This window comes from Brevibacterium sp. CS2 (assembly GCF_005280295.1).
Classification (GTDB): Bacteria; Actinomycetota; Actinomycetes; order Actinomycetales; family Brevibacteriaceae; genus Brevibacterium; species Brevibacterium pityocampae.
Genome location: NZ_CP040020.1, coordinates 287786 through 312419 on the forward strand (window position 1 = coordinate 287786; position 24634 = coordinate 312419).

At 71.4% G+C, this 24634-nt stretch carries 24 protein-coding genes; 8 read left to right on the forward strand and 16 right to left on the reverse strand.

Annotation, left to right across the window (positions count from 1 at the left end):
• Positions 1–5: 5 nt before the first annotated feature.
• The 9 genes from FDF13_RS14580 to FDF13_RS01340 all read right to left on the reverse strand — a co-directional run bounded on the left by FDF13_RS14580 (position 6) and on the right by FDF13_RS01340 (position 11631).
• Positions 6–161 (reverse strand): hypothetical protein, encoded by a 156-nt coding sequence (locus FDF13_RS14580; RefSeq protein WP_175406797.1) that lies wholly within the window; start codon positions 159–161, stop codon positions 6–8.
• A gap of 175 nt (positions 162–336) precedes the next feature.
• Positions 337–2715, reverse strand: coding sequence for a transglycosylase domain-containing protein (locus tag FDF13_RS01300; protein WP_137318114.1), 2379 nt, complete (start codon positions 2713–2715; stop codon positions 337–339).
• A gap of 305 nt (positions 2716–3020) precedes the next feature.
• Positions 3021–3776: a metallophosphoesterase gene (locus FDF13_RS01305; RefSeq protein WP_254668852.1), complete on the reverse strand. Its 756-nt coding sequence runs from the start codon at positions 3774–3776 to the stop codon at positions 3021–3023.
• 140 nt (positions 3777–3916) lie between these two features.
• Positions 3917–4969: an aspartate-semialdehyde dehydrogenase gene (locus tag FDF13_RS01310; RefSeq protein WP_137318116.1), complete on the reverse strand. Its 1053-nt coding sequence runs from the start codon at positions 4967–4969 to the stop codon at positions 3917–3919.
• Complete coding sequence (locus tag FDF13_RS01315; RefSeq protein ID WP_137318117.1) at positions 4966–6273, reverse strand: aspartate kinase; 1308 nt, start codon at positions 6271–6273, stop codon at positions 4966–4968. Before FDF13_RS01315 ends, FDF13_RS01310 begins: the two co-directional genes overlap by 4 nt.
• Positions 6274–6559: 286 nt before the next feature.
• Positions 6560–6781 carry a helix-turn-helix transcriptional regulator gene (locus FDF13_RS01325; protein WP_137318118.1) on the reverse strand — a complete coding sequence of 74 codons (222 nt, stop codon included), beginning with the start codon at positions 6779–6781 and terminating at the stop codon, positions 6560–6562.
• Positions 6781–7428: a hypothetical protein gene (locus FDF13_RS01330; protein WP_137318119.1), complete on the reverse strand. Its 648-nt coding sequence runs from the start codon at positions 7426–7428 to the stop codon at positions 6781–6783. Before FDF13_RS01330 ends, FDF13_RS01325 begins: the two co-directional genes overlap by 1 nt.
• A gap of 259 nt (positions 7429–7687) precedes the next feature.
• The gene (gene recR, locus FDF13_RS01335) at positions 7688–8293 is read right to left on the reverse strand and encodes a recombination mediator RecR (RefSeq protein WP_137318120.1); all 606 of its coding nucleotides are present in this window, start codon (positions 8291–8293) and stop codon (positions 7688–7690) included.
• Positions 8290–11631: a DNA polymerase III subunit gamma and tau gene (locus tag FDF13_RS01340; protein WP_137318121.1), complete on the reverse strand. Its 3342-nt coding sequence runs from the start codon at positions 11629–11631 to the stop codon at positions 8290–8292. Before FDF13_RS01340 ends, recR begins: the two co-directional genes overlap by 4 nt.
• A 110-nt stretch (positions 11632–11741) precedes the next feature.
• On the opposite strand from FDF13_RS01340, the gene FDF13_RS01345 reads away from it, so the two are divergent.
• Together FDF13_RS01345 and FDF13_RS01350 are read left to right on the forward strand one after the other, a co-directional pair.
• The gene (locus FDF13_RS01345; RefSeq protein WP_137318122.1) at positions 11742–12434 is read left to right on the forward strand and encodes a DUF1707 domain-containing protein; all 693 of its coding nucleotides are present in this window, start codon (positions 11742–11744) and stop codon (positions 12432–12434) included.
• Positions 12427–12681 (forward strand): hypothetical protein, encoded by a 255-nt coding sequence (locus FDF13_RS01350; protein ID WP_137318123.1) that lies wholly within the window; start codon positions 12427–12429, stop codon positions 12679–12681. Before FDF13_RS01345 ends, FDF13_RS01350 begins: the two co-directional genes overlap by 8 nt.
• Positions 12682–12817: 136 nt before the next feature.
• Here FDF13_RS01350 and FDF13_RS01355 read toward each other — a convergent pair whose 3' ends face one another.
• Both FDF13_RS01355 and FDF13_RS01360 read right to left on the reverse strand, forming a co-directional pair.
• Positions 12818–13441 (reverse strand): TIGR03085 family metal-binding protein, encoded by a 624-nt coding sequence (locus FDF13_RS01355; protein ID WP_137318124.1) that lies wholly within the window; start codon positions 13439–13441, stop codon positions 12818–12820.
• 73 nt (positions 13442–13514) lie between these two features.
• A complete protein-coding gene (locus FDF13_RS01360) occupies positions 13515–14393 on the reverse strand; it encodes a Sir2 family NAD-dependent protein deacetylase (protein WP_254668853.1) in 879 nt (292 codons plus the stop codon).
• A 192-nt stretch (positions 14394–14585) separates the two neighbouring features.
• On the opposite strand from FDF13_RS01360, the gene FDF13_RS01365 reads away from it, so the two are divergent.
• The 5 genes from FDF13_RS01365 (at position 14586) to FDF13_RS01385 (ending at position 18573) form a co-directional block, all read left to right on the forward strand.
• The gene (locus FDF13_RS01365; protein WP_137318126.1) at positions 14586–15203 is read left to right on the forward strand and encodes a DUF4178 domain-containing protein; all 618 of its coding nucleotides are present in this window, start codon (positions 14586–14588) and stop codon (positions 15201–15203) included.
• A 1-nt stretch (position 15204) separates the two neighbouring features.
• A complete protein-coding gene (locus FDF13_RS01370; RefSeq protein ID WP_137318127.1) occupies positions 15205–15855 on the forward strand; it encodes a DUF2617 family protein in 651 nt (216 codons plus the stop codon).
• A complete protein-coding gene (locus FDF13_RS14925) occupies positions 15852–16433 on the forward strand; it encodes a hypothetical protein (protein ID WP_217494876.1) in 582 nt (193 codons plus the stop codon). Before FDF13_RS01370 ends, FDF13_RS14925 begins: the two co-directional genes overlap by 4 nt.
• Before the next feature lie 113 nt (positions 16434–16546).
• Positions 16547–16972 carry a DUF350 domain-containing protein gene (locus FDF13_RS01380; RefSeq protein WP_217494877.1) on the forward strand — a complete coding sequence of 142 codons (426 nt, stop codon included), beginning with the start codon at positions 16547–16549 and terminating at the stop codon, positions 16970–16972.
• A 20-nt stretch (positions 16973–16992) separates the two neighbouring features.
• Positions 16993–18573 carry a polyamine aminopropyltransferase gene (locus tag FDF13_RS01385; RefSeq protein WP_254668854.1) on the forward strand — a complete coding sequence of 527 codons (1581 nt, stop codon included), beginning with the start codon at positions 16993–16995 and terminating at the stop codon, positions 18571–18573.
• 38 nt (positions 18574–18611) lie between these two features.
• Here the strand turns inward: FDF13_RS01385 and FDF13_RS01390 are convergent, their stop codons facing one another.
• Positions 18612–18803 carry a hypothetical protein gene (locus tag FDF13_RS01390; RefSeq protein WP_137318128.1) on the reverse strand — a complete coding sequence of 64 codons (192 nt, stop codon included), beginning with the start codon at positions 18801–18803 and terminating at the stop codon, positions 18612–18614.
• On the opposite strand from FDF13_RS01390, the gene FDF13_RS01395 reads away from it, so the two are divergent.
• The gene (locus FDF13_RS01395) at positions 18780–19232 is read left to right on the forward strand and encodes a flavodoxin family protein (RefSeq protein WP_137318129.1); all 453 of its coding nucleotides are present in this window, start codon (positions 18780–18782) and stop codon (positions 19230–19232) included. The two genes, FDF13_RS01390 and FDF13_RS01395, sit on opposite strands and share 24 nt — an antisense overlap.
• A 10-nt stretch (positions 19233–19242) precedes the next feature.
• Here the strand turns inward: FDF13_RS01395 and FDF13_RS01400 are convergent, their stop codons facing one another.
• The 4 genes from FDF13_RS01400 to FDF13_RS01410 all read right to left on the reverse strand — a co-directional run bounded on the left by FDF13_RS01400 (position 19243) and on the right by FDF13_RS01410 (position 24446).
• Entirely contained in the window at positions 19243–20487 is a 1245-nt protein-coding gene (locus FDF13_RS01400) for an FAD-dependent oxidoreductase (RefSeq protein WP_137318130.1), read from the reverse strand.
• 173 nt (positions 20488–20660) lie between these two features.
• The gene (locus tag FDF13_RS14585) at positions 20661–20825 is read right to left on the reverse strand and encodes a hypothetical protein (protein WP_175406798.1); all 165 of its coding nucleotides are present in this window, start codon (positions 20823–20825) and stop codon (positions 20661–20663) included.
• 411 nt (positions 20826–21236) lie between these two features.
• On the reverse strand, positions 21237–22829 hold the full coding sequence (locus FDF13_RS01405; protein ID WP_137318131.1) for an Ig-like domain-containing protein: 1593 nt from the start codon (positions 22827–22829) through the stop codon (positions 21237–21239).
• A 180-nt stretch (positions 22830–23009) separates the two neighbouring features.
• Positions 23010–24446, reverse strand: a complete 1437-nt coding sequence (locus FDF13_RS01410) for an amidase (RefSeq protein ID WP_137318132.1) — start codon at positions 24444–24446, stop codon at positions 23010–23012.
• Between the last annotated feature and the right edge of the window lie 188 nt (positions 24447–24634).

A 24634-nucleotide genomic window follows, 5' to 3' on the forward strand; every position in this document is an offset into this window, starting at 1 on the left:
CGTCGTCACTGCTTGGGGCGCTTGAGGTAGGCGACCAGGCCGTTGTTGTCCGGTCCCGGGATCACCTGGACGAGCTCGTAGCCGTCCTCGCCCCACTGGTCGAGGATCTGCTTGGTCGCGTGGACGATGAGCGGAACGGTGACGTACTCCCACTTCTGCATGTCTGGTGCCTTTCTGTCGCTGTCGTGGTGCGGTGTCAGGTGTCTGCTGCCACGGTACCCGGTGTCGCCGTGTCGGGGCTCCGGGTCTCCCCCACCGGACCGCCGCGGTGCGGGCCGGGTGGCGTGCTGCCGCCGAGGTGTGCGGCGCGCCGGTTCCGTGCCGGTCCGGTCGAGGTCAGCCGCCGATGGCCGGAGCGAGGTCGTTGCCGCCCTCGTCCTCCTGGCCGCCGCCACCGCCACCGGTGTCGCCACCGCCGCCGTTGCCACCGCCGCCGTTTCCTCCACCGTTGCCGCCGCCGTTGTCCGGGGCAGGTGCCGGTGCCGGGCGGTTGTTGCCGCCTCCGCCGCCACCGCCGCCGGTGCCGCCGCCCCCGCCTCCACGACGGTTGCGCGGGCCGGATTCGCCCCCGCCCCCGCCGGAGCCGCCGCCGCGCATGATCGAGGGATCGGGCCGGGCGAAGGACGTGTTGCCGTCGGTGTGGTCGACAGCCTTGCTCATGTAGGACTGCCAGGTCTTGCCGGAGAAGGTCGCGCCATAGACGAAGCCGCGGACCTTGCCCTTGCGGTTCTTGCGCCAGTCCATGCTCTTGTCCGGGTGACCGGTCCACACGGCGGTGGAGATCGACTTGGTGAACCCGGCGAGCCAGGTGTGGCCGACCTCGAAGTTCGTCGTACCGGTCTTGGCGCCGGCCGGCTTGCCGATCTTGAGCGAGGACGTGGTGCCGCCATTGAAGGTCTGGGTCAGCGCATAGGCGACGCCCTGGGCGACCTTCTTGTCGAGCACCTCGTGGCAGTCGGCGTTCGGGATCTCCACCTTCTCACCCTTGCGATCAGTGATCTCGGTGATCGGGGTGGGGCGGCAGTAGGTGCCACCGGAGGCGAACACCGCGTAGGCGCTGGCGAGGTCGATCGGGGCGACCTCGACGGTGCCGAGAACCGAGGACGGCAGCAGGGCCAGGGTGAGGCCGCTCTCCGTCGTGGTGTCGAGCTGCTCGCCGGTGCCGTACTTGAGCCCCATGTCCATCGCGGTCTTCATGGTCCCGCACATGTTGAGCTGATTCGCCATCGCCGCGTAGCCGGTGTTGACCGAGCTCTTCGTCGCCTGCAGCGCGGTCATGCTCGAATTGCGCTTGCCGTCGCCGGCGTTGTTCGGGTTCCAGTTCGCGCCGTTGTTGTCGCAGCCGTCGTACTTCCACGATCCGGCCGCATATTCGCGCTTGGTGCCGTTGACGGTGGTGTTGAGGCTCTTGCCCTCCTTGAGCCATTCGGTGAGCACGAAGGGCTTCCACGTCGATCCCACCTGGAAGCCGTTGGCCCCGTTGTGCTTGCGGTCGACGTTGTAGTTGATCTGGGTGTCCGAGCCCTTCTCGCCCTCCGTCACCGTGTAGTTGCGGTTCTGGGCCATCGCGATGACCTGACCGGTGCCGGGTTCGACGGACACGATCGAGTGGCCCGCACCCGAGGGGTCGCCGACGGGGATCCGCTTCTTGACCTCTTTGTCCGCGATCTTCTGGATCTCGGGGTTGATGCTCGTCTTGATCTCGAGCCCGCCGCGCTGGAGGAAGTTGATGCGCTCCTCGTCGGTCTCGCCGAAGGCCGGATCGGTCTCGATGACGCGCTGCACGAAGTCGCAGAAGTACGCCATGTTCCCGGCGGACGCGCAACCGTTCGGAGTCGTGTGGATGTCGAGGTCGAGACCGGAGTCGACGGCTTCGTCGTACTGCTCCTGGGTGATCTTCTCCTGGTCGAGCATGAGCCCGAGCACGACGTTGCGGCGCTCGATCGTCTGCTCCTCGAACCGCTCCGGGTTGAACGCCGAGGGGTTCTTCACGATCCCGGCGAGCATCGCGGACTGCTGGATGTCGAGCTCGCTCGCGGACTTGCCCCAGTAGCGGTAGGCGGCGGCTTCGACGCCGTACACGTTCGGGGAGCCGGAGTAGTTGTTGATGTTGAGGTAGCGGTTGAGGATCTCGTCCTTGGAGTACTTGTTCTCCACCGCGACGGCGAGCTTGGCCTCGCGGAGCTTACGGGCGTAGCCGGCGGTCCCCTCGCTCTCCTTGGCCGCGTCGACACCCTCGGCGTCGTCCACGGCGTGGGCGTTCTCCGCCAGCACGTTCTTCACGTACTGCTGCGTCAGCGTCGACCCGCCCTGGGTCTCGTCGGAGATGAGGTTGTGGACGACGGCGCGGGCGATGCCCTGCACGTCGACGCCGCCGTGCTCGTAGAAGCGGGCGTCCTCGACGGCGACGGTGGCGTCGCGCATCTCCTGCGAGATGTCCTCGAGCGGGACCTCGCGGCGGTTCTGCCAGTAGAACGTCGCGATCTCGGAGCCGTCGGCGGCGAGCATGCGCGACTGCTCGGCGAGCGGACGCTCCTCGAGCTCGGCGGGCAGGGCGTTGAACACGTCGACCGCGGTCTCCGCGCCGGCGGAGACCGCACCGACCGAGGGAATCGCCAGACCGGCACCGACGACACCGGCGATCACGCTGACCGCGATGAATTGGAACCAGGCCCGGACCTTGTTCTGCTGGGGATCTGACGCAGGAGACACCATGCTCGCCATGATAGCGAAGCCGCGCGCCCGGAGCTTTCAGCGCGCGCCCAGCCCGATCGCGGGATTCCGGCCCTCCTGATGAGGCGCTGGTGAGGCGCCTGCGGACCCTTGCTCGAACTCCCGAAGCCCTGCTCGACCTCCTGAGCCCCCTGAGGCCCCGTGCTCCATGCTCCGTGCTCCATGCTCCAACTGCGCGGTATCCGACAGCAGCCGCGCAATTGAGCGCCGATCTTCGGATACTGCGCAGTTCGCGCGGCCGACGCCCGGACAACGCCCGAGCCCGGGCCCGCCTGCGGTGGTGGCCGTCAGTCCGCGCGGGGCACGAGCTCGAGCAGCGAAACCTCGGGCGGGCAGGAGAAGCGGGCGGGCGCGAACGGGGAGAACCCGAGCCCGGCCGACACGTGCACCGTCGTGCCGCGGTGGTCGAACACACCGCGCGCACGTGTCCGGTCGAGGTCGCAGTTCGTCACCGGGGCACCCCAGAAGGGGATCCGGATCTGCCCGCCGTGCGTGTGTCCGGCGAGGACGAGGTCCGCGCCGGTCCGGGCGAAGGCGTCGAGAGTGCGGAGGTAGGGAGCATGGGTGACGCCGAGGCGCACCCCGGCGGTGGGATCGAATGCCGGGTGGTCCGCGGTGATCCGGTCCCGGTCCATGTGGGCGTCGCCGAGGCCGGAGACGGAGAACCGCACCCCGTTGACGGTGAGCTCCGTGCCGCGGTTGTCGAGGAGCTGCCAGCTGCGGGCGGTGAGGGCCTCGACGAGATCCCGGGTGGGCAGGGGATGCGGCGGACGCTCCTCCTCGATCTCCGAGGGACCCCTGAGATAGCGCGCCGGGTTCTTGGCCCGGGGTGCGAAGAAGTCGTTCGAGCCGAGCACGAACACGCCGGGCACGTCGAGCAGCTCCCCGTAGGTGTCGAGGACGGCAGGCAGGATCGGCGCGGACCAGTTGTCCCCGGTATTGACGACGAGGTCGGGCTCGAGCGCGGCGAGCCCTCGCACCCAGGCCATCTTGTGGCGCTGCCACGGCGCGAGGTGGAGATCGGAGAGGTGGAGCACGCGCACGGGCGCAGAACCGGCGGGCAGGACGGGCAGCCGGTGCCGGCGGATGCGGAACAGGTGCGGCTCGATGCCCAGGGCCCAGACCGCGCCGAACGCACCGGCCGCGGCGAGTGCGCCCGTCGCCCGGCCGAGGCCCTGGCGGTTCAGGATGCCGTCCCACCCTTCTGCGCGGCGATGAGCGCGGCGATCTGCACGGTGTTGAGCGCGGCACCCTTGCGGAGGTTGTCGTTGGACACGAAGAGCACGAGGCCGCGGCCGGCCGGGGCGGACTGGTCGGCGCGGATGCGGCCGACGTAGGACGGGTTCCGCCCGGCCGCCTTGAGCGGGGTCGGCACCTCGTCGAGTTCGACACCGGGGGCCTGGGCGAGCACCTCGCGGGCGCGCTCCGGGGTGATCTCGCGGTCGAACTCGGCGTGGATGCTCAGGCTGTGGCCGGTGAACACGGGGACGCGCACACAGGTGCCGGCGACGAGCAGGTCGGGGAGGCCGAGGATCTTGCGGCTCTCGTTGCGGAGCTTCTTCTCCTCGTCGGTCTCGTTCTCCCCGTCGTCAACCACGGAGCCCGCCATCGGCAGGACGTTGAAGGCGATCGGCTCGATGTAGATCTCCGGCGACTGCTGCACGGCCCCGCCGTCGCGGACGAGCGCGCGGGCCTCGGGCAGCGCGGACTCGGCCTGTGTATAGAGCTCCTCGACCCCGGCGAGCCCGGATCCGGACACCGCCTGGTAGGTGCTGACGATGAGGCGGGTGAGCCCGGCCTCGGCGTGGAGCGCCTGGAGCGGCGGCATCGCGGCCATGGTCGTGCAGTTGGGGTTCGCGATGATCCCCTTGCGCGCCTCGGCGATGGCGCCGGGGTTGACCTCGCTCACGACGAGCGGGACCTCGGGGTCCATGCGCCAGGCCGAGGAATTGTCCACCACGGTGACGCCGGCGGCGGCGAAGCGCTCGGCCTGCGCGCGCGAGGTCGCCCCACCGGCGGAGAACAGCGCCACGTCGAGCCCGCTGGGATCGGCGGTCGCGGCATCCTCGACGGTGACCTCGCGGCCAGCGAACGGCAGCGTGCTGCCGGCGGAGCGGGCGGAGGCGAAGAAGCGGATGTCGCCGATCTCGAACCCGGGGTCCGCGGCGAGGAGGTCGCGCATGACCCCGCCGACCTGGCCGGTGGCGCCGACGACGCCGATGTTCAGTGCGCTCATCGTCCGGTCCCTCCGTACACGATCGCCTCGGTGTCCGCGGTGTCGAGCCCGTAGGCGGAGTGGGCGGCGCGGACGGCGGTGTCGAGCAGCTCGGCGCTGGTGACGACGCTGATCCGGATCTCCGAGGTGGAGATCATGTCGATGTTGATGTGCGCCTTCGAGAGCGCGTCGAACAGGGTCGCGGTGACGCCGGGGTGCGAGCGCATGCCGGCGCCGATCACCGAGAGCTTGCCGATCTGGTCGTCGTACTGGAGGTGGTGGAAGCCGATCGAGCCCTTGGCCGCCTCGAGCGACTCCATCGCCTTGCTGCCGTCGGCCATGGGCAGGGTGAAGGAGATGTCCGTGCGGCCGGGATCCCGGGTGGAGATGTTCTGCACGATCATGTCGATGTCGATCTCCTGGCCGGCGATCGTCCTGAAGATCTCGGCGGCCTTGCCCGGCACGTCGGGCACGCCGACGATGGTGAGCTTGGCCTCCGAGCGATCGTGCGCGACTCCGGAGATGATTGCCTGTTCCATGGATGCGTCCGTTTCTGGTTCAGTGGTCGAGGTGCGCAGGTCTTCCGGGATGGGCGAATCGGTCACCCAGGTGCCCTGCCGCTGGGAGAACGAGGAGCGCACGTGGACGGGCACTCCGTAGCGCCGGGCGTACTCGACGCACCGGAGCATGAGGATCTTGGCGCCCGAGGCCGCCATCTCGAGCATCTCCTCGTAGCTGATGATGCCGATCTTCTTCGCCGAGGGCACGATCCGCGGGTCCGCGGTGAACACGCCGTCGACGTCCGAGTAGATCTCGCAGACGTCCGCGCCGAGCGCGGCGGCGAGCGCCACGGCGGTGGTGTCGGAGCCGCCGCGGCCCAGCGTGGTGATGTTCTTCGTCGTCTGGCTCACGCCCTGGAAGCCGGCGACGATCGCGACGTTGCCGTCGTCGAGCGCGGACCGGATGCGGCCCGGGGTGACGTCGATGATGCGGGCCCGGCCGAAGGACTCGTCGGTGATGACCCCGGCCTGGGAGCCGGTGAAGGACTGGGCCTCGTAGCCGAGGTTCGCGATCGCCATCGCGAGCACCGCCATCGAGATCCGCTCGCCGGCGGTGAGCAGCATGTCGAGCTCGCGGGCCGGCGGGATCGGGGAGACCTCCTTGGCGAGGTCGATGAGGTCGTCCGTGCTGTCGCCCATCGCGGACACCACGACGACGACGTCGTGCCCGGACTTGCGGTATTCGACGATGCGCCGTGCGACGCGCTTGACTGATTCCGCGTCGGCGACGGACGAACCGCCGTATTTCTGGACGACTAGGCTCACGGCTGTCACTTTCCTCGGGGTGCGTTCGCGACCATTGTACGGTCGGCCCCGCGCACGGTGCGGACCCGCCCGGCATGCGGATCCACGGGCAGGAACGGAGCGAACTGTGGGGCGTTCGGCGGAGAGTGCGACCGTTGATGGTCCTACTCTTCGCCGAACGCCCCACAGTCGGGTGGTGCCGGGGTCGAGGGGTGTGCGGGTGGGTGTGCTTCCGGGTCGAGGGGTGCCGGTGGGGAAGGTGCCGGGGTCGAGGGGCTCGCCGCCTCGGGTCACTCGATCGGGTCGGTCATTCGACGGTGAAGATGTCTCCGGGCTGGCAGTCGAGGGCGCTGCACAGGCTCACCAGGGTGGTGTAGCGGATCGCCTTGGCCCGGTTGTTCTTGAGGACCGACAGGTTGGCGACGGTGACGCCGACCTCGGTGGAGAGCTCCGTGAGGGTCTTGCCGCGCTCCGCGAGCAGGCTGTCGAGGTGGCAGCGGACGCTGTGGGTGCCGATGTCGACGCTCATCAGATGACCCCTTCGAGCTCGTCCTCGACGCGGGCACCGCGATCGAGGAGCAGGCCGATGACGCCGATGCCGCCGAGGACCGCGAGCCAGCCCCAGATCAGTCCGCTCTGGATGCTGTTGTCGATCGGGAGCTCGGCCAGACCGAGGTCGCGGATCACGAGGTTGTCGCCGAGCATCTGCACGATGCCGGACACCGCGCCGGCGGCGAAGACGGAGAAGAACAGTCCGCGCATCGAGCGTCGCGTGCGGGGGTCGAAGGCCAGCCCCTTGGACACGAGGCCGATCGCGCGCACGGCGCACCAGCCGGCCAGCAGCAGCCCGAGGACGAGGATGATGTCGGCTGCGATGAGGAAGCCCTGGGTCGCACCGGCGAGGTCGTCGGCCGGCAGCCGGAAGTCGATGACGCCCCGGGCGAGCACCTCATGGTCGCCGAGCTGCGTGGTGACCGGCTCCTCGCCGCGCAGGGCGAGATCGACCTCGAAGGTCCGGTCGATGAAGGCCCGGAACAGCTCGGTGACCCGTCCGCCGATGATGAGGATGACGACGACGAGGGGGTAGATCTCCAGTCCCGTCCAGGTGCGCTTCGATCCGCTCGGCGCGGAGGTCTCCGGAGTGGGTGATGCGGGGGTGGGTGAGGGGGTGCTCATGGTGACTCCTTGTCTTCGATGGACTCGATGTCTTCGATGGACTCGATGTCTTCGATGGACTCGATCGACATATCGATTTTCGATGTATCGATAGTCAATATCCTTATCGAGATTCGATATGGAGTCAAGCGGTTCGAGGTATCGATTTTCGATACGTGTGAAGGTGCAGGTGAGGCGGGGCCACGCGATCGATCCCGGCCCACCTGCGCGCGGTCGTCCTCGGCCGCGACAGGCGGGCGGCCGGAGCCGAGGTGCGGGCTCAGGTGACGGAGCGGCGGCCCTCGAAGGCGCGACCCAGGGTGACCTCGTCGGCGTACTCGAGGTCACCGCCCACGGGCAGGCCCGAGGCCAGGCGGCTCACCGTGATGCCGACGCTCGAGAGGAGCCGCACGAGGTAGGTCGCGGTCGCCTCGCCCTCGAGGTTGGGGTCGGTGGCGATGACGCACTCGGTGACCTCGCCGGACTGGAGGCGTGGCAGGAGCTCCTTGATCCGCAGATCGTCGGGGCCTACTCCGGCCATCGGGTCGATCGACCCGCCGAGCACGTGATAGAGGCCCCGGAACTCGCGGGTGCGCTCGATCGCAACGACGTCCTTGGGCTCCTCGACGACGCAGATGAGCGTCTGATCGCGGCGCGGGTCCTTGCAGATCACGCACTGCGTGTCCTCGGACACATTGCCGCAGGTCTCGCAGAAGCGCACGCGCTTCTTGACCTCGGTGAGCGCCGAGCTCAGCGCCTCGACGTCCTCCGACGGGCTCTGCAGGACATGGAAGGCGAGACGCTGAGCGGACTTCGGACCGATCCCGGGGAGCTTGCCGAACTCCTCGACGAGGTCCTGCAGGGCGCCTTCGTAGAGCATGCTCATTCGTTGACCTCCTCGATGACGACGCCGCCGAGGAGGCGCTCGACCACAGGCACGCCGAACTCCGGCGCCTCGCTGATGTCGATGTCGCCCTCGGTGTCGTAGTCGACGTAGTTCTCCACCGGGTCGGGCTCCGGTTCGGCGGGTGCGGGTGCGGCGGCGGGTGCGGAACCCTGGCCGCGGCGGGCGGCGAGGTGCGCGAACCGGTGGTCGGCAGGGGGTTCGGAATCGTCCCGGGCGGCTTCGCCAGGGGCCGGTTCGGTCCCGGTGTTGCTCGTGAACGCGATGTCGGGGTCCGCGTAGGCCCCGAGGAAGTCGAGGTCGTCGTCGAGGCCGCCTGCGGTATCGGTGTCGCCGGAGCCGGTGTCCGGGGCGCCCGCGCCTGCGGGGTCGGTGTCGTTGGGGCCGACCCGGTGGGTTTCGGGCGGCCCCGGGTCACCCGGACCGTCGCCATGATCGGGCCCGTCGTAGGGCTCGCCGTAGTCCTCGCCGTAGGGGTAGTCCGGGATGTCGGAGGGAGGCGGGACCGCGACGAAGGGAGCGTCGACCGCACCGCTGCCGGCGCTGGTGTCGACGTCCCTGGCCATGCTCTCCATGGGAAGTCCATTGTCGGTCTGCCCGCCGCCGGCCGGTCCGCCGTCCTCGGTGCCTCCGTCGCCGCCGGCCTCTGCGGCGCCCTCGACAGGCGCGGAGTCCCGAGCGCGCTCGTCTCCGGTGGAAGGCACCCTGTTGTCAGGGGACCCGCCGTCTGCAGGCTCCGCACCAGTGGGTCCGGTGTCAGGGTCCGATTCGCGCCCACCCTCGAGCGCAGCGGTCTCCCTGCGAGCAGGGTCCGAGTCCCCGGGGGCGAGGTCGGAGCTCCCCGGTACGAGGTCGGAGCCCGCGGCGGGCCCATGATCGGCGTCGATCGAGTGGTCAGCCGGCGGGTCGCCCTCCGCGTCGTCGTCGCCGGAGTCCTCGGTGCTCCAGGCACCCGCGGGGGGTGGGGTCTGCCAGAACCGGTCGTGGTCGACGGGCTCACGGTCGGCCTCGCGCAAGCCGACGACCGAGTCGACCTCCTCACGGCTGGGACGGCGCGCGGCCGGACCGCGGTTCGGCTCGCCGCCGGGTCCCGGCGCGGTACGGCCGACGGTGGCGCCGACCTCGCCGACCTCGACGCGAGCCTCGATGCCGAGGACCTCGGCGACGGATTCGGCGAGCTTCACAGCGTTGGCTCCGCGGGTGAACCCGGAGACCGAGCCCTGGTTGTTGAAGCCGAGGGTGAGGACGCCGGCGGCGAAGGCCTGCGGCACCGCGTTCGAGCTCACGATGGCGCGCGCGAGCTTGCTCCGCCGACCGAGGGCTTCCAGGATGTCCGGCCAGGCGCGACGGATCGCATCGATCTCCGCACCCGCCGCGGCACCGGGAGCCGCAGGCTCCGCGGCCCGCGGACCCGGCTGCTGCTGCGAGGTCGGCCGCTGTGGTGCGGCCCCTTGCTGCTGCGCCGCCGGCTGCGGTGAACGCTCCGTCGAGCGCTCCGGCGCCTCGCCCTGTTCCTGGCGCGGGGGCGCCGCTGGTCCCTGCGCGCCGGTTGCGGGCTCTCCCCGCCGGACGGAATCCGCCCGGCTCGCAGCCGGATCTGCTGCGCGTGCCGCACCCGGCCCCGGCGCAGGTGCAGGCGCAGGCTCAGGTGCAGGTGCAGGGGCAGGGGCAGGTGCTTGTTCCGCACGGGACGAGGGCTCACCGCCGGCAGGACCCCCAGCGGACGGTGCCCCATCGTTCGCAGTCCGTCCGCCGCTCGAGGCCGGCCCGGCATCCACGCCCGACCCGGCATCCACGCTCGCTCCGGCACGTGCGGCCGGCCGGGCCGTCGGCGTGGGCCCGGCGGGGTCCTCTTCGAGGAAGGATTCGGCTGCGGCCGCCGCTGCCGCGAAGTCGCCCAGCGCGTCATCGACCTGCCGGGCCGCGGGGGTGGTGGGTCGGCCCGCCTGCTGCGTCATGCCCCGGCCGTGCGCGGTCTCCTCCGGCGCACCGGGGCCCGTGGCCGCCGGGCCCGGGGACCCGGCCTGTCGTCCGGGAACCGGACCACCGGCTCCGGCCCCGTCGGCCACCGTTCCACCGCCGGCCGCGCCTCCGGCACCCGAACCGCCGGCTTCCGATGCTGCAGGGATCGCGCTGCCCGGGACCACGCCGGCGGGGGTCATGCCGATCCGTCGTTCGAGCCGCTCCACCCGGGAGAGTGCTGAGCGGCGGGAGTCCTCCGCACCGGGGAGCAGGATGCGGGCGCACATGAGTTCGAGCTGCAGACGCGGCGAGGTCGCCCCCGACATCTCCGTCAGCCCGGTGTTGAGAAGGTCCGCGGCGCGCGACAGCTCAGCCTGTCCGTAGATACGGGCCTGCTGGACGAGCCGCTCGAGCCGGTCCGCGGGCACCTCGGGCAGGAATGCCGCCGCGTGCTCCTGGGCCGCGCCGATGACCACGAGGTCGCGGAACCGCTCGAGCAGGTCCTCGACGAAGCGGCGCGGGTCCTGACCGGATTCGATGACCCGGTCGACGACCCGGAACACCCCGGCGCCGTCGCCGGCGGCGAATGCGTCGACGATGTCGCCGAGGAGCGAGTCCGGGGTGTAGCCGAGCAGCGCGACCGCCGTCCGGTAGTCGATGCCGTCCGCGGTGGAGCCGGCCATGAGCTGGTCGAGCACGGACAGGGAGTCGCGCACCGAGCCGCCGCCGGCGCGCACGACGAGCGGCAGCACACCCTTGCCCACCGGCACCGACTCCCGTTCGCAGAGCTCGGACAGGTAGCGGGTGAGGATCTCCGGGGGGACGAGCCGGAACGGGTAGTGGTGGGTGCGTGAGCGGATGGTGCCGATGACTTTCTCCGGCTCCGTCGTCGCGAACACGAACTTCACATGCTCCGGCGGCTCCTCGACGAGCTTGAGCAGGGCGTTGAAGCCCTGGGTGGTGACCATGTGCGCCTCGTCGAGGATGAACACCTTGTACCGGTCGCGCGCCGGGGCGTAGACCGCACGCTCGCGCAGGTCGCGGGCATCGTCCACGCCGTTGTGGCTGGCCGCGTCGATCTCCACGACGTCGAGCGAACCCGGGCCGCCGTTGGCGAGGTCGCGGCAGCTGGGACACTCTCCACAGGGCTGCGGAGTGGGCCCCTGCTCGCAGTTGAGGCAGCGGGCGAGGATCCGCGCCGAGGTGGTCTTGCCGCAGCCGCGCGGGCCGGAGAACAGATAGGCATGGTTGATGCGGCCGTTGTCGATGGCGGCCTGGAGCGGCCCGGTGACATGGTCCTGTCCGATGACTTCGTCGAAGGACTCCGGGCGGTAGCGGCGATACAGTGCGGTGGACACATCGACCACCCTACTGGGTGCCGCGGACACGGCCCACCGAACGCTGATCCGCGCCCGGCCGCCCGCCGCGAATGCTTGAGGCGGCCCGCCGCCTCGGGCAGGATGGTCCCATGACGACACCCCCCGCCCGCTCCCCCGAACCTCCCGAGAACACGCCGGCCGACCCGGCCCGGACCATGCGGATCGGCCACGCCGAGCGCGACGAGGTCATCGAGGTGCTGCGGGAGGCCGCGGGCGAAGGCCGCCTCACCACCGAGGAGCTCACCGAGCGGATCGAGCTCACCGCGGCCGCGAAGTTCTACGTCGACCTCGACGCGATCGTCGCCGACCTGCCGGTGCCTCCGCCCTCGGATCGGATCCGCCCGACCCAGCGTCCGCCGCGGGCCGCACCCGGGCCTTCCGACGCCCCCGGTCACCACCCCTTCGACCCGCTCGTCCTGCGCGCCTCCTGGGACAACGCCAAGCGCAAGGGCCGCTGGACTCCCCCGCCCTTCATCCGGCTCGAAGCCGTCGGGGCGACCGCAGAGGTGAATTTCCTCGAGGCGACCACCGACCTGCCCGAGATCGACGTCGAGGTCTCCGGCGGCATGGGCAACGCCGTGGTCGTCGTACCCGAGGACTGGGGCGTCAACATCGATCGCCTGAGCTCCAGCTGGGGCACCGTGCGCTCGAAGGTCGCCGCCGACCCGCAGCCGGGCAAGCCCCTCGTCCGCGTGCACGGCTCGATGGGCATGGGCGCCTTCACCGCCCGCCACGCGGGCTACTTCGAACGCAAACGGCTGGAGAGCAGCGGGAATGGATGAGCCCCAGATCCTGGTCGTCCTCATCGTCATCGCGTTCTTCGCAGTGGCGCTGTTCGGCGGGGGCTACCTCATCTTCCGGGTGATGAACCGGCCGGACTCCTACATCGGCTCGCACCTTCCCGGTGACCGGGCGGAGGAGACGACGCCCCACTTCGTCGACGACGACACCACGGACGACACCCCCGACGGGTCCCCGCAGGGTCCCGAGGAGCCGCACGAGGACACCGACCGCGGTCCGGGCTACTGAGCGCCGCCACCGGTTCCGGCGGTCCCCGAATCCGACAGGCCCCCACATCCGATGAGGACCCCCGCCCGGCGTGCCCGCATCCGGCAGGATCCGCGTCCGGGCGTGTCCCGTGCCGTCGCGGAGCCGAGGCGCGGGCTCAGTCCGCCGCGGACTCGCTGACCTCGACCCGCGCATGCTCGTCGCGGCCGAACAGCCACAGCAGGAGCTCCACCGGCGTGCCGCGCAGCGTGGTCGAGGCCGCGCCGGTGCGTCCGGCCGAGGTCATCCCGAACCCGGGCGCCTCCACCACGAGGTGGGTGCCGGACTTGAGGCTCGCCGGCAGGATCATCGCCTTGACGAGCGCGAAGCAGCGGGAGTGGAGCTCCCAGGGCAGGTCGCGCGGCTCCCAACCGGGCTGGGCGCGGCGGACGTCCTCGTGGTGGACGAGGAACTCCGCAGTATTCATGAGCCGGTCCACCGGACCCCAGCTCGCCGGGTTCCAGACCGGAGCACCCTCGGCCACACGGCCGACGAGCTGTTCCCAGGGCAGTGCGGTGAGTTCCGCCTCGGCGCCGGCGGCCCGCTCCTCCAGGAGCTGCGACTTCCCTGCGAGCGCGGGGAACGCATTGCCGACGAGGGCGTCCGGCCGACGGTCGCGGATCACGATGTGCACGGCGAGGTCCCGGGTCGTCCACCCCTCGCACAGGGTCGGGGCATCGGGGCCGATGGTGCGGAGCAGGGCGGCGAGGGAGCGGCGCTCGGAGCGGGCGAAGTTCGTCATCCGTCCAGTCTGCCCTGCCCGTGGGCGCCTGTCGACGCGGCGGGCTTGCGGGCTGCGGGCTGCGGGCTTGCGATCAGCCTGCGCCCTCCAGCGCGCCCTCCCAGGCCGCGAGGAAGTCCGCGACGCGGCTGACCGAGCGCAGCACCGGGAGCTCGTCGGCGCGCGTGGGGCCGTCGGTGACGACGACGACCGGCATCCCGGCCTTGACGGCCGCGCGCACGAACCGCAGCCCGGAGTGCACCGCGAGCGAGGTGCCGAGCACCGCCAGGCCCGCGGCCTCCTCGACGAGGGCGAAGGCCGCGTCGACCCGGGGCCGGGGCACCGATTCGCCGAAGTACACGACATCGGGCTTGAGGAGGCCGCCGCAGCGCGGGCAGTCGTAGACCCGGAAGCCCGCCGTGTGCTCGAGCTCGACGTCGCCGTCTGGCGCGGTCTCGAGCGTCTCCGGGGACACCGCGAGCTCGGCGAGGAAGTCGGGGTTGAGCGCGTCGAGCTCCTCCTGCACGCGGTCGCGGCCGAGGGTGAGCCCGCAGTCGAGGCACACCACTCGGTCGAGGCGCCCGTGGAGATCGATGACCGGTTCCGACCCGGCCGCCTGGTGGAGGCCGTCGACGTTCTGCGTGATGATGCCCAGCGGTGCGATCCGGGCCAGTGCCCGGTGCCCGGCGTTCGGATGGACCGCGGTCATCCGCTTCCAGCCGATCCACCCGCGCGCCCAGTACCGCGCGCGCTGCGCGGGGTGGGAGAGGAAGGTCTGCACGGTCATCGGGGTGCGCGCCGGGGAACCGGGCCCGCGGTAGTCGGGGATGCCGGAGTCGGTGCTGATCCCGGCACCGGTGAGAACCGCCCAGCGTGCGGGCGGGATCGGCGACATGGCGGCGACGATCTGCCCGTCCGTGTGCTCCGGTTCGGGGCGCACACGCCCGCGCAGCGGGTCCCGGACGACTCCCACTGCACCCTCCTCGCACATCGTGGTGCGGCGCTCGGCGCCGCCGGATCCCGCGCTCGGGGACCCCGGACCAGCCTACGGCCTCTGCGGTTGCCCGCACGCGTTCCAGGACCGCAACACCGACCCCGCTCGTGTGTCCGCACCGCACGGTAGTCTTGGTTCGGTCAGCCGCCCCCGAACCCGACCGGAGCCGTCATGGGAGACTTCCTCTCCACCCTTGTCACCGCCGTCATCGCCATCGGGATCGTGCTGGTGATCATCCTCGTCGTCAAGCGGATGCGCGCCTCCGATCGCCCGGTGCACGTCGATGCCGGCCCGCGCGCCCACGACCCGTTCGCGCCCGGGCAGGACACCGGCGGGGACCCGCTGAAGATCCACGCCGGCGACATCCTTGAGTTCGGCTCGGAGAAGCACTTCGTGCGCGGCACCCTGCGGATCGCGGAGGGCGGCTACACCTGGGCGGAGCACTTCTTCCAGGCCGACGGCAGCGCCCAGCGGCAGTGGCTCACCGTGGAGGAGGACCCCGACCTCCAGCTCTCGATCTGGAAGGACCGCCCGGACCTCGACATCGAGCCGCGCTCCGAGCAGATCGACCTCGAGGGCACCTCGTACACGCTCGTCGAGCACGGCACCGCGACCTACCGCTCCGAGGGCACCACCGGGCTGCGGCCGCAGGGCGCGCTCGACTACGTCGACTACGAGGCCGGCGACGGCACCCACCTCTCCTTCGAGCGGTTCGACCACGGCCGCTGGGAGGTCAGCACCGGACGACCCGTGACCCCCGGCTCCTTCACGATCTACCCGGGCAGCTGAGATGCACAGCCTCGACGTCCCCTTCGCCGACACCGCGGCGGCCGACCTCACCTTCTCCCTCGCCCAGGGACGGCTCCCGTCCGTCCACAGCACCGTCGCCCGCCTCACCGCGCGCTCCGGCCACGCCCTGCGGGTCGAGCTCGCCGTGCTCGGCTGCTCCCACCAGGTGATCGTCACCGGCGGCGGTGCCGAGCTCATCGAGACGCTCGCCTGCCTCCCCACCGCGGACCCGACGCTGCCGGAGAGCCGCCTCACCGCTGGGATCGCCGGGACCGGGGTCCATGACTTCCGCTCCCGTGTCGACCATGTGGGGACCGATCGGTTCCTCGCGGCGGTGGACGACATCGTCGCGGGGGCACAGCGGGCCGCGCACCACGCCGTCGTCGACTTCCCCGGGCACCCCGGCGCCGTCACCGCCCTCGCACTGGGTCCCTCCGCGGCCGCCGGGACCGAGGCAGGAGCCGGGGCCGAGGCCGGAGCCGACGGCACGCAGCGGGTGGGCGATGCGCTGTCCTGGCAGACCTGGCACTGCTACCCGCAGCACGGTGAGATCGTGCACACCCGCACCGCCCTCACCGGCCTCGAGCACGCCTTCCGACCGACCGCCGGCGCCCACCCGTGCCCGGCTCGACCGAGCGAGGTCTCGATATGAGCTTCCCGCCCCCGAACCCGCAGTCCGGGCCCGGCGACCGCATCCCGCTCCCCGGTTCCGGCCGGCCCGGCCCAGGACAGTCCGACCGTGGCCAGTCGGGCCCACGGCAGTCCGGACCCGGCCGCCCCCGGGTGACGATGAGCGGCCGGGGCTTCGACTTCGATGCGGAGAACCGCCGCGGCGGCTCCGGCGGCGGCCACCAGGCATGGACACCGGGCGAGAACGAGTCGGCCAAGCGCGGCGGCAAGGGCTGCGGCTGCATCATCGGCCTGCTCGTCGTCCTCTTTCTCCTGCTCTCGCTCATCGGCTCGTGCTCGAGCTCGGCGACGTCGGGTTCGGCGCAGTGCGGCGACTACGACCTCGTCGACGGTGAGTACGTCAGCGCCCCGAACCGCGGCGACTACGACAAGCAGGGCGAGAACTACACCTACGTCGGGTGCGACTCCTCCTCCCGCTCCGGCGGAGGCGGCGGATTCTGGTTCTTCCCGTTCATCTTCGGCGGCGGCTCCTCCGGCTCCGACTCGAACTACGGCGGCGGCTCCGGCTACCGCGGCGGCGGCTCGGGCACCGGCAAATGACCGGCGCTCCCGCACCCGCCGGAATCGGTGAGCACATATCCGCAGCGACCTCTGCCGCGCACCCGGCACCCGACGACCACCTCAGCTGACATCCACCGTCCGAAAGGCCCCTCATGATCGTCCCCCTCCTCATCGAATCCGGAGTCGTCCTGGCGTACGCGGTGGCCGGCCTCCTCCTCATGCTCGTCGGCTACGGCGTCGTCGACCTCATCACCCCGGGCAAGCTCCACGAGCTGCTGTGGACGGAGAAGTCCCGCAACGCCTCGATCCTCGTCGCCTCGAACCTGCTCGGCGTGGCGATCATCGTCGCGGTCGCGATCCGTGCGAGCGCCGGCGACCTCGTCTGGGGTCTCGTCTCGACGATCGTCTACGGCGTCATCGGGATCATCATCATGGCGGCGAGCTTCCTCATCGTCGACGCCCTGACCCCGGGCCGGCTGGGCGAGATCGTCCACTCCGAGACCATCCACCCCGCGGTGTGGGTCAACGCCTCGGCGCACTTCGGCATCGCCCTCATCATGGCCTCCGCCCTCCTGTGATCGGCTGACCCGCGACCTCCGTGAGCACCGCCGCCGACCCGGAGTCCATGCGCCTGCCGGTGCGCCCCGGGCCGGCGCGATTCCTCGTCCTCTTCGCCGTCTTCCTGTGCGCCTCGTGCGGCATGGTCTACGAGCTCGCACTCGTGGCGCTCGGCTCGTTCCTGCTCGGCGACACCATCGTGCAGGCCTCGATCGTGCTGTCGGTCATGGTCTTCGCGATGGGCGTCGGATCGATCCTCACCAAGCGGCTGACCCATCTCGCCGCGGTGTCGTTCGCCCTCATCGAGGCCGCGCTCGGGATCATCGGCGGCCTGTCCGTCCTCTCCCTCTACCTCGCGTTCGCCTACCTCGACCTCTACACCGCGGCGATGATCGTCATCGCCTTCGTCATCGGCGTCCTCATCGGGGCGGAGATCCCGCTCCTCATGGAGCTCATCCAGCGCATCCGCGCCCAGCGCGCCTCGGCCGCGGTCGCCGACCTCTTCGCGGTGGACTACGTGGGCGGGCTCATCGGCGGCCTCGCCTTCCCGTTCCTCCTGCTGCCGCTGCTCGGGCTGCCCCGCGGCGTGCTCGCCGTCGGGATCGTCAACGCCGTCACCGGCATCCTCATCGTCGTGTGGCTGTTCCGGCACGAGCTCTCCCGCCGCGTGCGCACCGGGCTGACCCTGCTCCTCGTCCTCATCGTCGGGGTGCTCACCGCCGCCTGGGTCTACACGGATGCGATCGAGGTGACCTCGCGGCAGAAGATCTACCGGGATCCGATCGTCACCGCCGAGCGCAGCGCCTACCAGGACATCGTCGTCACCCGCCATCCGCGCACCGGCGACACCCGGCTGTTCCTCAACGGCGACCTGCAGTTCGCCTCGAACGACGAGCACCGCTATCACGAGTCGCTCGTGCACCCGGTGCTCGACGGCCCGCGCACCCGGGTGCTCGTGCTCGGCGGCGGCGACGGCATGGCGCTCCGGGAGGTGCTCAGGTACCCCGACGTCGAGGAGGTCACGCTCGTCGACCTCGACCCCGCCGTCGTCGAGCTCGCCCGGACGGACGAGGCGTTCACCGAGTTCAACGGGGAGTCGTTCGCCGACCGCCGGGTCGACTACGTGCCCGCCGACGCCTTCACGTGGCTGCGGGAGGAGAACGACCGGGCCTACGACGTCGTCATCGCCGACCTCCCCGACCCGGACGACGTGTCGACCTCGAAGCTCTACACCATCGAGTTCTACGGCCTCGTCGAACGCGCGATGAACCCCGGGGCGCGGCTCGTCGTGCAGGCCGGGTCCCCGTTCTTCGCGCCCGAGGCGTACTGGGGCATCGGGGAGAGCATCGCGCAGGCCGGATTCGCCACCACCCCCTATCACGTCGATGTCCCGAGCTTCGGCGACTGGGGTTACTTCCTCGCCGCGACCGGCGAGGCGCCGGAGGTCGAGGTGCCCGTCGATGCGCCGGACGACCTGCGCTTCCTCACCCCCGAGGTGGCCCGCGCCTCCCTCGTGTTCCCGCCGGACCGCGACCGCGACTCCGTCGGCGCGGTGGAGCCGTCCTCCCTGCTCCACCCGCGGGTGATCGATCAGCAGCGCGGCGCCTGGGTGGGGTACTGAGCGCGTTCGGCAAGCGCACTCCCCCAGGTGACCGGACATCACTCCACCACGGGCCCGGACATGGAGCCGAGGCGCCCGCCGGCACCCTTCAGGTCACCGGCGGCGTCCGTCCGGAGGCCGGCGGCGTCCGTCCGGAGGCCGGCGGCGTCCGGACGGAGGCCGCCGGGACCATCGACCGCGGCGCGCTCGATGCGTAGAGTGACTGCATGAGCACCGTTCTCCTCGTCCATCACTCGCCGTCCGATGCCACCGCCGCGCTCGCCGAGGCCGCGCGCGCCGGGCTGACCATGCCGGAGCTCGAGGGGGTGGAGCTCGTCGAGAAGGCCGCGCTCGAGGCGACCGTCGAGGACGTGCTCGCCGCCGATGCGTTCGTGCTCGGCACCACTGCGAACTTCGGCTACATCTCCGGGGCGCTCAAGCACTTCTTCGACACGACGTACTCCGCGACCCGGGAGCAGACCGCCGGCCGCCCGTTCTCCTACTGGATCCACGGCGGCTACGACACCACCGGCGCGGAGCGCGCGATGGAGTCGATCACCACCGGCTACGGCTGGGAGAAGGTGTGCGCACCGGTCGTCTTCACCGGGGAGGTCACCGAGGAGCACACCGCAGCGGTGACCGAGATGGCGGCCACGGTCGCCGCGACGACGATGGCCTGAGCCGCCGACCTCAGCGGGAGCCGAGCAGGTACATCACCGAGTGGGCCGCGGCGGCGCCCGATTCGAGCGCTCCGTTGTGCGAGCTCGTCCGGTACCGGTCCCCGGCGACGACGATCGGCCCGTCGAGCGCGGGTTCGCGCCGGTCGAGCACCCCGACCCCGGAGGCGGGCAGGGCATGGGCGATGCGGTCGACCGCGACGACCTCCCAGCGGGCGGCGTCCACCCCGGAGAGGTCGGCTGCGGCGGCGCGCACCTCGCCCTCGGTGGGCTCCCGGTGCTCGGCCTCGCCGCCGGGTCCGGTCTCCCCCAGCGGCACGTTCGCGGCGAGCAGATGGCGGCCGCGCGGTGCGGCCTCGGGCACGGGGGCGGTGACCTCGGCCAGGGTGGTCACCGGTCCGCGCGGGTGCCGGCCGTCGATGCCGAGCAGCCGCTGCCTCTGCGGCGGCTCGTCCGCGGCGAACCACCACGTGGTCATCCCGCGGGTCCGCACCGGCGGCAGCGCCAGGCCGAGGTCGGTGGTGAGCCCGGCGGCGACGACGACCGCCGCCGCCTCGCGCGGGCCCGCGCTCGTCTCGAGGCCCACGCCGCTGCCCGTGCGCCGCACCCCGGTGACGCGGACGCCGGTCTCGATCACGGCGCCGGCCCGGTGCGCGACGGCGGCGAGCGCCTGCGCGAGAGCCTGCATGCCGCCGGCCGGGAGCATGGGTGTGGCCGAGGCGAGGAGCTTGAGCTGCCACAGCAGGTACTGGGCGCTCGAGGTCCGCGCATCCTGGGCGACGAGGCCGGAGGCGAAGGGCTCGATGACGGCACTGCGCAGCGGGCCGGTGATGCGGTGCTCGTCGAGCCAGTCCGCGAACGGGATGTCGATGGCCGGTGCGCGGCCGAGCAGGGCGGTGAGCCGCGGGATCTCGCGCGGGGAGAGCAGCCCGGAGCGCAGGGTGCGGAAGGCGAGCTGCGGTTCCCGGGAGGGGTCGGCGAGGACGACGCGGGACTTCGCGGTGCGCACCGACACCCCGGCGGGGAAGGCGGTGAGGTCGAGGGCGTCGACGTCGAGCGCCTCGCGGAGCGCCGGATAGGCGGGATTGACGAGCTGGAAGCCGTGATCGGGCCGGAAGGGGCCGACCGTGCGCCCGCCGATCCGGCCGCCCACGCGCTCGGCGGCCTCGAGCACGCTCACCTCGTGCCCGGCCCGGGCGAGGTGCGCTGCGGCGCGCAGGCCGGCGGCACCGGCGCCGACGACGATGATCTCGCTCACGACTGTCCTCCCTCACGCGTGCGCGGCGCCGGCCGCGCCACGGGATCCAGCGTAGTCGGACTGCGGTGAATGGCGAACGGGCCGGACGACCTGGTGGTCGTCCGGCCCGTTGAGCGGTGCCGCGTTCCGGCGCGGTGCGGCCGGGACTCGGGGCCCGGCCGGGAGAGCGCGGGTCAGTACGTGTTGACCGAGGCGCTTCCCGCCGCGACGACGGCGATGATGATGGCAAGGATGATGCCGATGACACCGAGGATCAGGAAGATGATGCCGAGGATGAAGCCCCACTTGCCGAGCGTGTTGTCGGCCAGGCCGGCCTCACGCGACTTGGTGCGGGCCATCTTGCCGCAGATGATGCCGACGATCGGGCCGATGATGGCGAAGCCGATGAAGGTCGACAGCGAGGCGATGAGGGCGACGATGCCGAGGGTCTGTCCCGGATCCTACTGGCCCGCGCCCGCCGTTCCGGCCGGCTGCGAGTACTGGTTGGAGTAGGACGAGTTGTCCGAGTAGGACGAGTTGTCCGCCTGCTGGGGATTGTACTGATCGCTCAAGACGACCTCCTTGGATGGTGGTCCACCGCTGGTCTGCGGCGGTATTTCAGGGAATGCCAGGCTCATCGTAACGCCACCGGGCGCCGGGTAGGAGTCACGACACTGTTCCGATCTCGTTACACCACCGGTGCAGGAGCGCACCCCGCGAGGGTGAGCGGACGGCCGCCGGGGCCGTCCGCCCGTCCCCGCGGGGACGGATCACTCGGCCCGGCGACGGGCGAGGAGCAGCAGCGCACCGCCGGCGAGGAGCAGGACCGCACCTGCGGCGAGTGCCGCAGTCGTCTCTCCGGCGCCCGTGCGCGGGAGCCGGTCGTCGCCACCCGGGTTCGTTCCCGGAGCCGGGTTCCCGGGCTCCTCACCCGGTGCGGGGCGGTTCGGCTCGTCACCGCCACCGGGTGCCGGAGCCTCCTCCGGCGCGGTCGTCGAGGGCTCCGGGGAAGCGGAGCCCGTGCCCGTCGGCGTCGGCGTCGCGGTCTCCGACGGGGACGGGGTCGCGGTCTCCGTCTCCGAAGGTGTGGGCGAAGCGGACTCGGACGGGGTCGGGGTCGCGGATTCCGAGGGAGTCGGGGTGGGCGATGCCGTCTCCGAGGGAGTCGGCGACGGGGTGGGCGACGCGGTCTCCGGGGGCGTCGGCGACGGGGTGGGCGATGCGGTCTCCGAGGGGGTCGGGGTAGGCGATGCCGATTCGGACGGGGTCGGTGATGCGCTCTCCGAGGGCGTCGGCGAAGCGGTCTCCGAAGGCGTCGGGGTCGGGGTCGGGCTGGGCGAGGCGGTGCCGGATCCGTCGCCGCTGCCGGACACCGTCACGACCTGGGTGTTCGTCGACCACTCATCGACCTCGTCGGCCGACAGGGTCGCGGTGTTCGTGTAATCGCCGTTGACGAGATTCGGGATCGTTCCGATGATCGGGTCGAAGGTCACCGTCGTGCCCGCGGGGAGGCGATCGATGCGGATCTCGAGCCGCTCCGGATCGCAGCTCATTGAGATCGTGCTGCGGTCGATCGACCCCTCCGGTGCGATCCGGGTGCTGCGCTCGGTGAGGAGGTTGGCCTCGATGTAGGCGCAGTTGAAGCTCCACTTCTCATCGGTCGATTCGTCGACGATGACGACATTGTTGAGGTCGGTGTCGTACTTCGGGGTGATGATCCGCCAGCTCAGCGCGCGCTGCGGGTTGAAGTACTGGTGGTCGACGGGCAGGGTCAGCCAGCCGTCCTTGCGGAACAGATCCGCCGGCGGCGGGGCGAGACCCGGCCCGAGCTCGATGGTGATCGTCTTGAGGTCTTCGAACTCGATGGGGTACTCGGTCTGCCCCTCCAGGTGGTCGACGATGATCCGGGCCCGGAACCGCAGTGTGCCGGAGAAGTCCTGCTTGCCCTCGACCTGATCGTTGAAGACGGCGGTGACGAGCCCGCCGCTGGACACCTCGGCGCATCCGACGATCGCACCGGTGCCGGGGTCGATGATGTCGAAGGTCGGCACGGCCTGCGCCCCGAGCGCATCGGCGGGCAGCTGGTAGGTGAACCAGTCGCCGCCCTGCGCGGCCTGCTTGAGCGAGTAGTCGAGGCGCAGGTTCGCGACGTCGTTCTCACGGTAGGACGGGGCGTCGATGACGACGCCGTTCTCGTCGACGAAGTTGATGTCGTCGACGCTGTTCGCCAGTTGGGCGCCGGTCGGCACGCAGTCGGCGGCTCGTGCCGGCGCGCCGGTCATGAGGATCAGGCCGCTGCCGAGCAGCCCGAGGATGAGGGTGATCACGAGGATCACTGCGCGTGGGTGGAAGGTTCTGACCATGGGGTGTCCTCGTGCTCGCGTTCCAGGGGCGGCGCACCGCGCGCTACCCGCTGGGACGATCCTACGTCAATCGTCTGGTCATGCACTCTCCGGGCTGATCAGATCGAACAGAAGTCCATACCGCGCCGCGGAGCGCGCTCGGCATCACTGGGATCACCGGGTCCACCGGGTCCACCGACATCACCGGGGTCGGGGTCGCACACCGGAGCACGGACCCACGATTGACTCGACGACCTCGGCGACGGCGAGCAGCCGGGAGTCGCAGTCCCGCGGTCCGATGAGCTGCACCCCGAGCGGCACCGGTCCCGGCGACTGCGCAGCGGGCAGGCTGAGCGCGGGGTGGCCGGAGAGATTGAACGGCGCGACCATGCGGGTGAGCGCGGCCGGGATCGGCATCCGGGTCGTCGTCAGTGCGGCGTCGACCTGCCCGATCTGCGGGGACAGGACCGGGAGTGTCGGGGTGAGCATGACATGGCACTCGGCGAAGGCCGCCTCGACCGCAGAGCCCCACCGCGCACCGACGTCGAGTGCGAGCGCATGGGCCTCGGCCGGGACGAGCAGGCCGGTCTCGAGCCGCAGTCGGACCGCTTCGGGCAGCACATCCGCGTCTGTCCGCAGGGTGGCGAGGTTCGACGCGAGGGCCTCGGCCCCCATCACCAGGCTCTGCGCGACCCCCGCAGCGCCGCCTGCCGTCAGCGCGACCTCGACGAGCCGGATCCGTTCGTCCTCCTCGAGCCGGAGCAGGACCGCATCGAAGGCCGTGCGGACCGCCGGCTCCAGCTCGTCGAGGAAGTACGCGCTCGGCATCCCGATGACGATCACAGCGCCGTCGTCGACCGCCGGGCCCCGGCCGGCCGCGCCGCGCGGATCGATCACCGAGAGCACTGCGGCGACGTCGGCCACCGTGCGAGCCAGGGGTCCCAGATGATCGAGCGAGGGTGCCAGGGGCATGACGCCGGCACCGGGGATGCGCCCGCGGGTGGGCTTGAGACCCACCACGCCGGTGAGGGCGGCGGGGATCCGGTTCGACCCGCCGGCGTCGGTGCCGAGGGAGAAGTCGACGAGCCCGGCCGCGACGGCGACTCCCGATCCGGAGCTCGAGCCCCCGGGGATCACAGCAGGATCGAGCGGATTGATCGCCGGGCCGAGCGCACTCGACATCCCGGTGGGCCCATAGGCCAGGGCATCGAGATCCAGCATCCCCCTGATCCCGACACCGGCGTCGCGCAGGCGCTCCACCACCCACGCGTCCCGTTCCGCCACCGGCACCGGTGGCCGGCGCAGCCCCGCGCTCGAGGCGTGGCCGGCGACCGCGATCATGTCCTTGAGACCGACCGTCGGCACGCCCTCGGGAACGTCGTCGACGACCGCGGTGAACGCATGCAGCTCATCGGGATCGTCGGGGCGGCGCCGCCCGGCCGGCAGCGGTCGGTCGACGTCATGGAGCGGGAGCCCGTCGATCACCGCCGGCAGCACCTCGGCCGCGTCCGGCAGCCGCGCACCGCGCAGCGCCTCGATCGCGCGCTCCACACGCGGGCGATGCTCCTCCCACAGCTCGACGCGTCCGGCCGAGGGGATCCCCCGGGCCGCGGCCTCCTCCACCAGATCGATCCGCATCGTCACCGGGCTCCTCTCCGCACCATGTCTGCCTCGCACACCACGCTCGCAGGCGCTCGGCACGGCGGCCATGTCGCCACGGCCCACCAGCCCACAGTTCCGGACATCTCCGCGCGCGAGGATTAATGCTCGAAATGTGTGTACGGGCTCAGCTCCCTGACCAGTCGCCCGGAGGGCAAGGACGGCCT